General features: G+C 68.2%; 10 protein-coding genes and 1 pseudogene. 6 read left to right on the plus strand and 5 right to left on the minus strand.

Features of this window, described 5'->3' with window-relative positions; all coding sequences use genetic code 11:
- Window positions 1-30 precede the first annotated feature (30 nt).
- The 5 genes from ACWGH4_RS19445 to ACWGH4_RS19465 form a co-directional block, all read right to left on the minus strand.
- A complete protein-coding gene (locus tag ACWGH4_RS19445; protein ID WP_453462258.1) occupies window positions 31-1,215 on the minus strand; it encodes a NosD domain-containing protein in 1,185 nt (394 codons plus the stop codon).
- 49 nt (window positions 1,216-1,264) lie between these two features.
- Window positions 1,265-1,444: a hypothetical protein gene (locus tag ACWGH4_RS19450; protein WP_453462261.1), complete on the minus strand. Its 180-nt coding sequence runs from the start codon at window positions 1,442-1,444 to the stop codon at window positions 1,265-1,267.
- 106 nt (window positions 1,445-1,550) lie between these two features.
- Complete coding sequence (locus ACWGH4_RS19455; RefSeq protein ID WP_453462264.1) at window positions 1,551-2,438, minus strand: carbohydrate ABC transporter permease; 888 nt, start codon at window positions 2,436-2,438, stop codon at window positions 1,551-1,553.
- Complete coding sequence (locus ACWGH4_RS19460) at window positions 2,435-3,307, minus strand: carbohydrate ABC transporter permease (RefSeq protein ID WP_453462267.1); 873 nt, start codon at window positions 3,305-3,307, stop codon at window positions 2,435-2,437. The genes ACWGH4_RS19455 and ACWGH4_RS19460 overlap by 4 nt, the downstream gene beginning before the upstream one ends.
- 83 nt (window positions 3,308-3,390) lie before the next feature.
- Window positions 3,391-4,710: an ABC transporter substrate-binding protein gene (locus tag ACWGH4_RS19465; RefSeq protein ID WP_453462270.1), complete on the minus strand. Its 1,320-nt coding sequence runs from the start codon at window positions 4,708-4,710 to the stop codon at window positions 3,391-3,393.
- A 354-nt stretch (window positions 4,711-5,064) separates the two neighbouring features.
- Here ACWGH4_RS19465 and ACWGH4_RS19470 point away from each other — a divergent pair, with 354 nt between their 5' ends.
- The 6 genes and pseudogenes from ACWGH4_RS19470 (at window position 5,065) to ACWGH4_RS19495 (ending at window position 12,765) form a co-directional block, all read left to right on the plus strand.
- On the plus strand, window positions 5,065-6,066 hold the full coding sequence (locus tag ACWGH4_RS19470; protein ID WP_453462273.1) for a LacI family DNA-binding transcriptional regulator: 1,002 nt from the start codon (window positions 5,065-5,067) through the stop codon (window positions 6,064-6,066).
- Between the two features lie 361 nt (window positions 6,067-6,427).
- Window positions 6,428-7,603 (plus strand): annotated as a pseudogene (locus ACWGH4_RS19475) (ABC transporter ATP-binding protein).
- Window positions 7,604-7,863: 260 nt separating this feature from the next.
- Window positions 7,864-8,874, plus strand: a complete 1,011-nt coding sequence (locus ACWGH4_RS19480; RefSeq protein WP_453462276.1) for a LacI family DNA-binding transcriptional regulator — start codon at window positions 7,864-7,866, stop codon at window positions 8,872-8,874.
- A 75-nt stretch (window positions 8,875-8,949) separates the two neighbouring features.
- The gene (locus tag ACWGH4_RS19485) at window positions 8,950-10,326 is read left to right on the plus strand and encodes a glycoside hydrolase family 172 protein (protein ID WP_453462279.1); all 1,377 of its coding nucleotides are present in this window, start codon (window positions 8,950-8,952) and stop codon (window positions 10,324-10,326) included.
- Window positions 10,319-11,836, plus strand: coding sequence for a glycoside hydrolase family 32 protein (locus ACWGH4_RS19490; protein ID WP_453462282.1), 1,518 nt, complete (start codon window positions 10,319-10,321; stop codon window positions 11,834-11,836). Before ACWGH4_RS19485 ends, ACWGH4_RS19490 begins: the two co-directional genes overlap by 8 nt.
- Window positions 11,833-12,765 (plus strand): carbohydrate kinase family protein, encoded by a 933-nt coding sequence (locus tag ACWGH4_RS19495; RefSeq protein WP_453462285.1) that lies wholly within the window; start codon window positions 11,833-11,835, stop codon window positions 12,763-12,765. Before ACWGH4_RS19490 ends, ACWGH4_RS19495 begins: the two co-directional genes overlap by 4 nt.
- Window positions 12,766-12,777 lie beyond the last annotated feature (12 nt).

Consider the following 12,777-nt stretch of genomic DNA (forward strand, 5'->3'; position numbering starts at 1 on the left):
GTCATGCGACGGCCGGGCAGCGGCTGTCCGCTAGCTCGGAGTCGCCTCCATGAAGGGGTTGGTCGTGAAGGCTTCGAACTGCGCGGTCGTCGCGCTGTACAGCACCTTCGTCGCCGTGGTGCTCGCGTCGAGGACGACCTTGGCCGGCAGGTTGCTGGTGATGTGGTTCGTCGCCAGGTAGTTGTTGTCCCCGCTCTTGACCAGCACGATGGTCGGGTCCTGACCCGTGGGCGTGATGTTCCCCGCCGCGACGGAGAAGGAGAACTGATTGGAAGTCAGGGTGTTCTTGTTCCCCGCGATGTGCACGAGACCGAACTTGTCGTCGAAGCGGGTGCTGGTGCCGTCTCCGTGGACACGCCGGAAGTGATTGGAGGAGATCAGGTTCTCGGAGCTGTTGTCGAGCAGGGCGATCATGCTGGGGAAGTTGCTGAGCAGCTTGTTGCTGGTGATGGAGGCGCGGTTCACGTTGCGGAGCGTGATGTTGCAGGCCCACAGGATCGTGTTGCCGGAGATGTGCGGCCCCTCGGCGTTCTCCGCGAAGATGGAGTAGCCGGCCCAGGCGCTGATCAGGAAGTTGTTGGTGATCTTGGCGACCTGTGACGCCGCGGTCAGCTCGATGCTGGAGCCGCACTCCGCGATGAAGTTGTTCGTGATGTTGGGGGCGTCCGCGCCCTTGATGATGAGGGCGTGTGCGAGGTACACGAAGCCCATGCCCTCGATGCGGACCGCGTCGTTGTCCGACTGGAACGAGATGCCGATCTTGTTGTTGCCCGGAAGGTAGGGCTTGCTGGAGGACACGCCGTCGAGGCAGAAGTCCTGGAAGACGATGCTGTTCAGCCGCCCGACCGTGGCGGGTGCGCCGGATCGGCTGACCAGGAACGCCTCGTTGTGGCCGTCGTTGTTCTTGACCCGGATGTGACTGGCTCCGGGGAGCGTCTCGACCCAGGACCCGGTCGGCGACTCGTCACGGATGGCCTCGGACAGGAACCCGTGGCCGGCCCCCTTGATCTGCAGGAAGCTGACATCGACGACCACCCGCGTCAGGAGGTCGTAGTGGCCGGGCGGGATGTAGATGACCGCGCCGGGTCTGGCGGTCTGCGTCGTCTGCTTCGACTTGATGTCGGCGATGATCTGGTTGATCACGGTGCCGATGTCCACGTACGGGGAGACCGTCGCTCCGGCCCACGTCGTGACGTCGTAGACAGTGTCTGCCATGTCCGTCCTTTCTGAACGGTCTGGTGCGGGTGCTGTGCGTGCGAGGTGCTCAGAGAAGGCCGACGATGGAGTGGTAGGAGGGGCGCGGCGGAGGCGGTGCGGACGGCTGTGCCGTGGCAGCCTGAGCGGTGCTGCGCTGCGCGGTGTTGAGGGACACCGCCGCTGTCAGAGCTCCCGTGAGCCCTGCGAGCACGCTGCGACGTGAGATCCGCGGTTTTTCCTGATGCATGGCGGCTCCTGGACGAAGGAATGGGGTGTCCGTGTGTCCCGGTGCGGACACCAGTGCCCGCACCGGAGGGAGCACACGGTCGTGCGGATCGTCTCCTTTCGACGGCTCAGCGGATCGCGCCGGCGGTCATGCCCGAGATGACCTGACGCTGGCAGACGGCGTAGATGATCAGCTGAGGGACGAGCACGAGGGTCGCGGACGCCATCATCGCGCCGTAGTTGATGCTGTAGACGCCCTGGAACTGGGAGATCCCGAGCGAGATCGTCGTCAGCTCCGGCTTGTTGATCAACGTCACCGCGAAGGGGAACTCGTTCCACACATAGATGACGTTGAGGATGGCGAGGGTGGCGATGACGGGGCGCATCAGCGGGAAAACGACCTTCCACGCCATCGACCAGAGCCCCACCCCGTCGATGACCGCCGCCTGCTCAATCTCCTCGGGGAACTCGCGGAGGAACCCGGTGAGGAGAAGGATGTTGAAGGGGATCGAGACGGCGATGTACGGCAGGATCAGCGCGGCATGCGTGCCGAACAGACCCAGTGCGATGTCGAGCCGGTACACCGGGAAGAGCAGGATGTACACCGGCACGGCGAGGCCGGCCAGGAGGTAGTACCTCGTCGCGTTCTGGATGCCGCGTCGTCCGCTGCGGAAGACCATCCGCGTCAGCGCGAAGGCGGCCATGTAGGAGATGACCAGGCCGATGGTCACGGAGAACACCGCCAGGATCAGCGTGTTCTTGTACATGACCATCAGGTCGAGCGTTTCGAGGGCCTGTTGGTAGTTGGCGAGGTTGAGATCCGACAGGGAGAACGGGTGAGCAAGGATGTTCTCGTTGGTCTGGAACGACAGGAGCATGATCCAGAGCAGCGGGAGCAGGATCACGAAGGTGATCAGATAGGCGAGGGCCGAGGCGATGATGCGGCCGCGGCGTGGGCGCCGCCCGGGCAGGGACTTGGCGTGCGATGCGGTGCGTCGGGTGCTCGTCGTCTTCACGCCGTAGCCCTCCTCTTGAGGCCGAACAGGGTGGCGACGGCGGCGACGACGCCGATGACGAAGACCACGACCGCCAGCGCCATGCCGTAGCTGTACTGCAGGGTGGTGAAGGTGACGTAGTACATGTAGCTCACCATGACCTCGGACAGATGGACCGGGCCGCCGCCGGTCAGGGCGTAGACGAGCTCGAAGATCTTGAAGACGCCGGTCACGACCAGGGCCGTGCAGATTCCGAACGACTCCCGCAGCATCGGCACCGTGATGTACCGGAGTTGCTGGAAACGCGTCGCCCCGTCGAGGGTGCTGGCCTCCATCACGTCACGCGGCAGCATGCGGATGGCGGCGTAGAGGATGGTGACGATGAAGCCGATCTGCTGCCACAGATAGACGAACGCGATGGAGTAGGGGCTGAGGGTGCTCCCTCCGATCCACTGCGGCTGGACGGCCATGCCGACCGCCTGCAGCGCCGCGTTGACCAGACCGATCTCGGGGTCGAGGATGAAGATCCAGATCAGTCCGACGAGGATCGGGGCCACGATCGCCGGGGCGAAGACGAGTGGCCTGAGGATCGCGCTTCCCTTGACGTTGCCGCTGAGCAGGATCGCCAGGAGGAACGCCAGGGGGACGAGGAGCGTCACCGCGACGCCGAGAATGATGCCGGTGTTCTGGACCGAGGTCATGAACACCGTGTCGTTCGCCATCTCGCGGTAGTTGGCGAGACCGGTGAAGGTCGCCGGTGAGACGCCGTCGTAGCTGGTGAAGCTGTAATAGAACGAGTACAGGATCGGATAGACCATGTAAACGGTGTAGAGGAGCAACGCCGGCGCGATCATGAGGGTGAAAGTCCGGCGTGTGGTGAGCCAGTTCATGCTGTCCTTGCCATTCGGGCCAGGGGCGGGCGGCCCTGGTCGTCTCCGGACGGCGTTCGCCGTCGGCTGCCTGGTGCCGTCGGCTACTTGAGGGTGCGCTGAACGAGCTGTACGGCGTCCTTGGGACTCATCGCACCGGACATCACCCCGTAGAGGCTGTCGTACATGGCGTTGGCGGTCTCGGCGGAGACGACCAGGTCCGGCTGTGCCTTGGGGCTCGACAGGTCCTGCCGGGCGGCCTCCTCGAGCACGGCCCAGAAGACGGAGGACTTGGCCTTGTCCACGGCCGGCACGTACGTGGTGACGGGCGGCTGTGCGTTCTTGACCAGGATCTGCTGGCCCTCGTCGCTGTAGTAGAACTGGAGGAACTTCTTGACGGCCGCGTACTTCTTCGGATCCTTCTTGACCTTGGCGCTGGCGACGAGCGGCGCCGACGGGGCGTTCATCACCAGGTTCTGGTTGCCGACGCCGTCGGAGAAGGTGGGACCTGCCCAGAACCCGACGTTCTTGCCGACGGGGCTCTCCTGGATCTTCGCGGCGTCCCACACCCCGGAGTCGAGGAAGGCGGCCTGTCCGGAGGTGAACGAGGCGACGGCCTGGGTGTAGGTCTGCGTCGTCATGTTCGGCGGAAAGGCGCCGGCCTTGGCCAGTTCTTCGATGTGCCGGTACAGGCGCAGGAAGTCGGGGTTGTCGTAGCTCTGCTTCTTGTCGAGGATCGCCTGGTACTTGTCCTCGTAGCCGAAGCGGTCGAGCATCGTGAGGAAGGCCCACACGCTGAACGAGGAGTTGTTCGCGCCCTGGGCGATCGGCACGACGCCCTTGGCCTTCAGCTTCTTCACGGCGGCGAGCAGGTCGTCGTGGGTCTTGGGGACGGCGATGCCGTGCTCGTCCAGGATGGCCTTGTTGTAGTAGAAGCCGGTGACGAGCGCCTGGTATGGGACGCCGTACTGGACGTTCCCCTGCTTGAAGCCCGAGAGCATGTGGGGGGCGAACTTGGTGTCCAGCTTCTTCTCGGCGAGGACGGGCTGCAGATCGAGCAGGTCTCCGTTCTTCGCCATGTTCTTCGCCAGCGCGTTGTAGACCCAGAAGACCTCGGGCAGGGTGTCGCTCTGCGCGGCGATCGTCATCTGCTGCTGGTGCTGCTCCATCGGCCGGCCGACGAGCTTGACATTCATCGTCGGGTTCTTCGCGTTGAACGCCTGGACGAGCTCGTACGTCGCGGGGTCCTGCTGCTGGATGTTCGGGTTGTGCATCGCGAGCGTGATCAGCCCGTCGGCGGAAGCGCCACCGGAGGAGTCCGAGCCGCATGCCGTCACCATCGCGGCGGCCAGGGCCGTCGCCGTGACACCGCTTGCGAGCCGACGTATTCGCGGGGCGCGAGATCTGTCGGCCTCGTGTGTCATCGTTGACATAATGCTGCACCTTTCACTGGCATCTTCTGAATCTGGGTCTGCTGACTGCACCGAGATGAGCAACCGGATCGGCTGCGGGAGATGGCTTGGTGACGGCCGGCGCGGGGCTCGTGGGAGCGGGGCCCGCAGGGCGGGGCAAACGTTTCGATGAAAGATACTCGGGCGGATTCGCGTGTCAAGACCGTGTACCAACGGGATTTCCTGCGCTGCAGGGATACGTCTCCCGACCGACGCATGGGACGTCCGTCGGGCCCTGTCAACCGCTCCCCCCGGCCGTTGACGGCGCTGCCGCGGCGTGCCATCTTTTGCGTAAACGTTTCGATTACGTAAGGCGGAGATGGGCGAGTGGCAACGATCGTCGACGTCGCGCAGCTGGCGGGCGTCTCCACGTCCACCGTGTCTCACGTCCTCAACGCGACGCGCCCCGTCCGGGAGGACACCAGAGCGCGCGTTGAGGCGGCGATCAGGGCCACGGGATACCGGCGTGACAGCGTGGCCCGGGCCATGCGCCGATCACGGACCGACTCGATCGGCCTCGTCGTGTCGGACGTGACCCAGCCCGCCTTCGCCGAAATGGTCCGCGGCGTCGAACACGAGGCGGCTGCCGCCGGCCTCACCCTGCTGCTCGCGAACTCGGGCGAGGACCCCGCGCGCGAGCGGCGTGCCCTGGAAGTGCTGACCGAGCGCCGCGTGGACGGCCTCATCATCGCTCCGGTCGGCCGGTCCCATCGCAAGGAGATGTCGGACATCCAGCAGCGGGGCACCCCCTTGGTCCTCATGGACCGGCTGGGGGGCATCCGCGCCGATCAGGTGGGGGTCGAGAACACCGCCCCCATGCGCGACGTGGTCCTGCACCTCGTCGAGCACGGTCACCGGCGCATCGCGCTGGCGGCCGGCGACGCCTCGGTCCCGACCATCGCCGAGCGGCGGCAGGGCTACCTGGACGCCCTCGACGAGGCCGGTATCGAGGCCGACGACTCGCTGATCCTCATGGGCAGCGGTCTCGCGGCCGACACCCGGCACAGCATGACCGGGCTCTTCCAGGAGCCGGACCGCCCGACGGCCGTGGTGGCGGCGAGCACCGAATCCGCCGTCGGCGTGCTCGAGGCGGCGCGGGCGCTGGATCTGCACACTCCGCGCGACTTCGCGTTCGCCGCCTTCGACGGCTTTCCGAACGCGGACCTCTTCCGGCCCCGGATCAGCACCATCACGCAGCCCGCGTACGAAATCGGCAGCACCGCCATGCAGCTCCTGCTCAGCCGCCTGGAGGACGACACCAACAGCTACCGCTCCGTCCGGCTGGCGCCCGGGATCACGTACCGGGAGTCGTGCGGCTGTCCGGACTGACCCGGCACCGCCGGCTCACCTCACCGGGCGCCGCCATCGCCGCCCATGATCCCTGTTGCCCGGCGAAGGGACCGACCGCGAGGGTTCTCGGCCTCTCCGCAGCGATCCGGTCCCGGGCCTGCGGTCCCTTCCGAGCGACTCCGCGGCAGGCGTCGCCGGTCGGGGCGTCGTGTCCGGTACGCCGGGTGCCGATGCGGAGCTACAAGCGGCGGGGGAGGCCAGTCCCCCGCCGCCTTGGATCAGCGACTGACATCACTGAAAGGCAGATGGTAATGCCCTCCCCTCCGGTCATGCCCTCCCCTCCTCTCGGTTCGAGCCGTGCGACCGCGCGCTGCGGGCCCACGCCATCAGGCGGCACCAGATGACACGGGCCATCTCCCTGCGCGGCCAGCAAGACCTACGCTCGCGCCACCGCCGTCGACCGGTTCTCGCTCGACATCGAGCCGGGAGAGTTCCTGGTCCTGCTCGGCCCCTCGGGCTGCGGGAAGTCGACCGTGCTGCGCATGATCGCCGGCCGGGAGGACATCACCGAGGGCGAGCTGCTGCTGGACGGTGCGTACGCCAACGACGTGCCACCGCGCGAACGCGGCATGGCCATGATGTTCCAGAACTTCGCGCTCTACCCGAACATGACGAACCGGGCCAACATCGGCTTCCCCCTCAAGCTGCAGCATCCGCACGAGGACCACAGTGCGCGCATCGAGGCAACCGCACCTGATGCTCGGAGTCGATTCCCTGGACTCCTACCCGAGTCAGTTGTCCGGCGGCGAGCGCCAGCGCGTCGCGATGGGCCGGGCCATCTCCCGGCGGCCGTCCGTCTTCCTGATGGACGAGCCGCTGTCCAACCTTGATGCCCAGCTCCGCAACCACCTGCGGGCCGAAATAGCCAGCTGACCGCAGATCTGGGCGCCACCGCAGTCTATGTGACGCAGGACCAGGCGGAGGCGATGTCGCTCGGCGACCGGGTCGCGGTGATGCGGGCCGGTGTGCTCCAGCAGGTGAGCACTCCTCGCGAGACCTACGCGCTGCCCGCGAACGTCTTCGTCGCCGCCTTCATCGGCACTTCTTGTATCAACCTTCTCGAAGCCGTCGTCCACGCGCCGTTGGGGGAACGGATGTGCGTCGATCTCGGTCGGCAGAGACTACCGCTGGACGAACCGCTCAGCGGCGACCACCAGTTGCTGCGCATCCAGCGCCGTGCGGTGGTGCCCGATCTGGTAATCGGCGCGGCCCGGTCCCGGCCGTCGGAGTGGCACGCCCGGCCGTCTCGGACGAATCAAGGAGCGAGCGAAGGAGCTCGCGACGCCCCAGGCGTCGGCGCCGGACGAGCCAAAGGGCCGGGCGCCGGGCGCGCACACCCCGGAACGAGGCACGATCACGGCCGGTGATGTGGTGCTTCGTACGGGGGCCCGACGTACGGCTGCGGGCGGGTGCCCAGGTACCGCTGCTCGTGGACCTCGGGCAATTCTATGTCTTCGACCCCCGCGGCCGCGGCATCTGCCCCGCTCCGACCGAGATTCCGGGGCTGCACGAGTAAGGACGACGCGGTGTGGGACGCCCCTGGCCCGCAGGGCCTCGGGGGTGCCCCCCTGCGCCGGGGGGACCACTGGGGTTCCTCCCGCGCCGGAGGCTCCAAAGGAGTGGCATGTCACGCGTATCCCGGCTCGATCCCAGGGAGAGGGCCACGTTCACGACGGACAAGGGAGTTGAGGCATCCGACGCCTTGACACCTGTCGCGGCGCAGGACAACAATCGGCGCAAACGTTTCGCGCAAACGTTTCGATGAAGGGAGGTGACGTGGCGACAATCGTCGATGTGGCGCAGCTCGCCGGGGTGTCCATCTCGACGGTCTCGCACGTCGTGAACGGCACCCGGCCGGTGGCGGAAAGGACCCGCAGGCGGGTGCTGAACGCCATCGAGCAGACCGGGTACCGCCAGGACACGCTCGCCCGGTCGCTGCGCCGCGCACGCACCGACTCCATCGGACTGGTCGTCTCCGACGCCGGACAGCCCACGTTCGCCGACATGGTCCGGGGCGTCGAACACGAGGCGGCCCAGGCGGGATACACGCTGCTCCTCGCACACTCGGGGGAGGATCCCGCTCAGGAGACCCGATCGGTCCAGGCACTGGCGGCCCGCCGGGTGGACGGCCTCATCGTCGCCCCGGCCGCACGCTCGACGGGCGGGGAGACCGAGGCCGTGCGCCGCAGCGGTACGCCGGTGGTGATCCTCGACCGGCTCGGCGCCCCCGGGGCCGGCGACCAGGTCGGGGTGGACAACACCACGCCGATGCGCGAACTGGTGGAGCACCTGCTCGGGCACGGCCACCGCAGCATCGCCCTGGCCGCCGGAGACCTCGCGGTCTCCACCATGGCCGAGCGCCACCGCGGGTACACGCAGGCGCTTCGGGCAGCAGGCATCGAGCCGGACCCCGAGCTGGTGATCACCGGGTCGGGACTGGCAGGGGAGACCCGCCTTTCGGCCCGCCGCATGCTCAGCGGCGAAGGGGTGCCGGAAGCGGTGGCCTGCGCCAGTACGGAAACGGCAGTCGGCGTCATGGAAGCCGCGGCGGAGCTCGGCCTGAGCATCCCGCGCGATCTCAAGCTCGCGGTCTTCGACGGCTTCCCGCAGTCGGACCTCTTCGAACCCCGTATCACCACCGTCGTCCAGCCAGCTTTCGACGTGGGAGTCACGGCCATGACTCTGCTGCTGCGACGGGTGAACGGCGACACCAGCGATGCGGGCGAGACCATCCGCCTCACACCGCGTGTCATCTACCGCACCTCGTGCGGCTGCACCACTGCTTAACCCCCTCAGCCGGCGGTGGCGGAGGCCAGTCCCCACCGTCCGACATCAGCGACTGACATCACGAAAGGCATCCACATGTCTACTCCTCTCGGTGATCTGACCCGCCGGAAGGCGGCACGCAGCGCCCGTACCTCGAGCTGGGACCAGCGCGGCCGCAACCAGGACTACTGGACCACCCCCGCGCACTCCAGCAGGGTCCTCGCTGACCTGGAGGGGCCGGGGCAGATCACGCACATCTGGATGACGCAGTTCTGCCGCAGAACGCTCGGCCCCGGCCTGATCGACCCGCTGGAGGCGGACACCGTCGCGCCCGTCATGGAGATCCACAACGCGCTCGGCGTCAACTGGGAGGAGCCGGACCCGGATTACTACCGCAAGGTCCTGATCCGCATCACCTGGGACGACGAGGAGGAGCCGGCCGTCCTGGTGCCGCTCGGGGACTTCTTCGGTGTGGGCCACTGCATGCCCAACAGCTACCAGTCCGCCCTCTTCACAGTCTCCGCCAAGCCCGAGGAGTCCCTGCTGTTCGGCGGCAGCGCCGCGCTGAACTGCTGGGCACCGATGCCGTTCAACAAGCGGGCCCGGATCGAGCTGGTCAACGAGAACGACCTGCCGATCCAGCAGTACTTCTACATCGACTATGAACTGTTCCCCGAGGAACTGCCCGAGGACACGCTCTACTTCCACGCCCGCTGGAACCGCAGCAACCCCTGCAACGGCTGGGCCCCGGACATCCAGACCAACAGCCCCGAGGTGAACATCGTCGACGTCACCGGCGAGGACAACTACGTCATCCTCCACACCGAGGGCACCGGCCACTACGTCGGCTGCAACCTCTCCGTCCACCACCGGCAGGGAAGCTGGTGGGGCGAGGGCAACGACATGATCTGGATCGACGACGACTTCCTTCCCGGCGGCTCCACCGTCTGGCCCCCCTCCCTGCACGGCACCGGCACCGAGGACTACTTCAACCACGCCTGGGGCATGCAGAAGAACGCCTACCTCTACCACGGCGCGATCCTCCACGAGGCCGACGTCCCGGGCTACTCCGTCAACTACCGCTTCCATGTGACCGACCCGGTCCGCTTCGAGGAACGCATCAAGGTCTCCATCGAGCACGGCCACGGCAACCATCTGAGCGACGACTGGGCCTCGACTGCCTACTGGTACCAGACCCTTCCCTCGCCGAAGGCGTCCATACTGCCGCTCGAGCGGCGCCTGCCCGTCCGGCCCGCAGGCCTGCCCATGCCCACCCCGGCGCCCCGCACCGGCGTCGTCGCCGAGGAGATCGCGCAGATGCGCGAGCGGTACCAAGCTCGCTTCGAGCGGCACATGGAGCATCTCGCCGAGCGCACCCGTCTGCGCGGCGAACGTTCGCTGCAGGAGTCCGAGGCCAACACCAAGCAAGCCGCCGACGTGCGGCACCGCTACGACGAGCGCACCCGTGGCTGACACCGTGGACGCCATCGCACGGCCCCCCGCCGTGTCCGGCCCGCCGGGGGACCCGCACTTTCCGGCACTGCACCTGCGCCCGCCGTACAACTGGCTGAACGACCCCAACGGGCTGGTCTTCCACGACGGCCACTACCACGTCTTCTTCCAGTACAACCCGGGGAGCGCCCGCCACGCAGACATGCACTGGGGGCATTTCCGCAGTACCGACCTCCTCACCTGGGAGCTGCTGCCCATCGCCCTGGCCCCCACCCCCGGCGGGGAGGATACCGGGGGAGTGTGGTCGGGCAATGCCGTCGAGGCGGACGGCGAGCTCGTCGCCTTCTACTCGGCCCGGCACTCCGACCGCTGGTACCAGCCGGTCGCCCAGGCGGTGTCCCGGGACGGCGGCCTGACCTTCGCCAAGCACGAGCGGCTGATCGTCGCCGAACCGCCCGCCGGGACCAGCATGTTCCGCGACCCCTATGTGTGGCGGGACGGCGAGCGCTGGCGCATGCTCGTCGGCGCCGGCCTGGAGGACGGTCGTGGCGCGGCCTTGCAGTACTCCTCCACCGACCTGATCGAGTGGGAGGACCAGGGCGTCTTCCTGGCCCGTGCACCCGAGCCGCTGCCCGGGGGTGGCAACACCGAAGAGGGCTGGGAGTGCGCCCAGTACGCGTACTTTCCCGACGGCCGCGGGGCGGTGCTGGTCAGCGCCTGGGACCCGGACGAAGGGGCGCTGTGCACAGCGGCCTGGCCGGGGCACGAGGAGAACGGGGCGTTCATCGCCGGCTCTCCCCAACGTCTCGACCACGGACCGGACTTCTACGCACCGGCGCTGCTGCCCGCCCTCGACGGCCGCTGGCTGATGTGGGCCTGGATCTGGGAAGCACGGGACGAGGAACGGGTCGGCGCCCCCAGCGCGTGGACCGACGAAGTGGGATGGGCTGGGATGCTCACCCTGCCGCGCGAGCTGACCCTCGACGACGACGGGGAGATCCTGCAGCGGCCCGCCCGGGAGGTCGACCGGCTGCGCCGGGACCGCCGTATCGACGCGACGGGCGAGGCACGCGCGGATCGGCCCGCCGACCTGGGCGGGATCGGTCCCGCCTGTGACATCGTCGCCCGCCTCTCTGCCGCAGGAGGACTGCGGCTGTTCACCGATGCGGCCGGCAGCGAGTACCTGGACATCGTCCGCGACCCGGACACCGGCGAGGTGGTCGTCGACAGGTCCCGGGCTTCGCTCGACCCACGGGCGAAGGGCGGCAGTTGGCGGCTTCCCCCGCAGCCGGGGCCGGTGGACCTCCGTATCGTGCTTGACCACTCCGTCGCCGAGGTGTTCACGGCCGACGGTCAGGCACTGAGCCTCCGTTTCTACCCGGTCGGCGGCACCCCGTGGCGCCTGCAGGCGACGGCGACGGGCTCTGCTCCTGCTCCCTACACCGTCGAGGCCTGGGACCTCGCCGGGGTGCAGATCCACGACAGGCGGCCGGATCACGAGAACCGGCCGGAATCGGAGCGGGCGTCATGACCGCCGTTGTCATCGGCGAGGCGCTGGTCGATCTCGTGTGGCGCAGCGGGGGCGCTTCGATCGCCCCGATCCCCGGCGGCAGTCCCGCCAATGTCGCGGTCGGCCTGCACCGCCTGGACCGTCCCGTCCGTCTCACCTCCTGCTGGGGCGACGATCCGCCCGGCGTGCTGGTGGGTGACTACCTGTACGCCACCGGTGTGCCCATCGACCGCGTGGAATCCGTCTCCGGACGCACCACCCTGGCCCTGGCCTACGTCGACGACGCAACCGGCGCCGCCACGTACGACTTCCTGGCCAACTGGGATCCGCTGCTGTCGGAGTTGCCGTCCGATGTCACGCTCGTGCATACCGGCTCGCTGGCCATCGTGGTGGAGCCGGGCGCCGATCGCGTCGTGCAGGCGTGTCGGGAGATCCGGTCCCGGCCGGGCGGAGCGGTCTCCGTCGATCTCAACGTGCGTCCCGCTGTCCAGCCGGACCGGGCCGCCTACCGGCGCGCGGTCGAGCGGATCGTGGCGACCGCCGATGTCGTCAAGGCGAGCGATGAGGACCTGGCCTGGCTGTATCCCGACCGGCAGCCCGGCGACGCCGCACGTGACCTGTCCGACAGAGGTCCCCGCCTGGTGGTGACCACGAGCGGCGCCGAGGGCGCGCGTGGCCTCCTCGTCGGCACGGACGTCACGGTGGCGGCGCCACCGGTGAAGGTCGTCGACACCATCGGGGCGGGCGACGCCTTCCAGGCGGCGCTGCTCGCGGGGCTGTTCCGGCCCCGCGAGGACGGCACACACCGGGTACACCTACCCGAGGACCGGCACGCCCTGGAGCATCTGCTGCGCCAGGCCGTGACCGCCGGCACGCTCGCCTGCGAACAGGCCGGCGCCCAGCCGCCCACCCGGGCGCAGTTGGACGCCGCCCTCGGGGTCGCTCCGTAGCGCACCGGCGGC

The sequence above is a fragment of the Streptomyces sp. NPDC054847 genome (assembly GCF_053610925.1).

Coding starts and splice junctions, on each gene's coding strand:
- ACWGH4_RS19445 (WP_453462258.1), bottom strand. CDS start 1,215: ATGGCAGACACTGTCTACGACGTCACGACGTGGGCCGGAGCGACGGTC.
- ACWGH4_RS19450 (WP_453462261.1), bottom strand. CDS start 1,444: ATGCATCAGGAAAAACCGCGGATCTCACGTCGCAGCGTGCTCGCAGGG.
- ACWGH4_RS19460 (WP_453462267.1), bottom strand. CDS start 3,307: ATGAACTGGCTCACCACACGCCGGACTTTCACCCTCATGATCGCGCCG.
- ACWGH4_RS19465 (WP_453462270.1), bottom strand. CDS start 4,710: ATGACACACGAGGCCGACAGATCTCGCGCCCCGCGAATACGTCGGCTC.
- ACWGH4_RS19485 (WP_453462279.1), top strand. CDS start 8,950: ATGTCTACTCCTCTCGGTGATCTGACCCGCCGGAAGGCGGCACGCAGC.
- ACWGH4_RS19495 (WP_453462285.1), top strand. CDS start 11,833: ATGACCGCCGTTGTCATCGGCGAGGCGCTGGTCGATCTCGTGTGGCGC.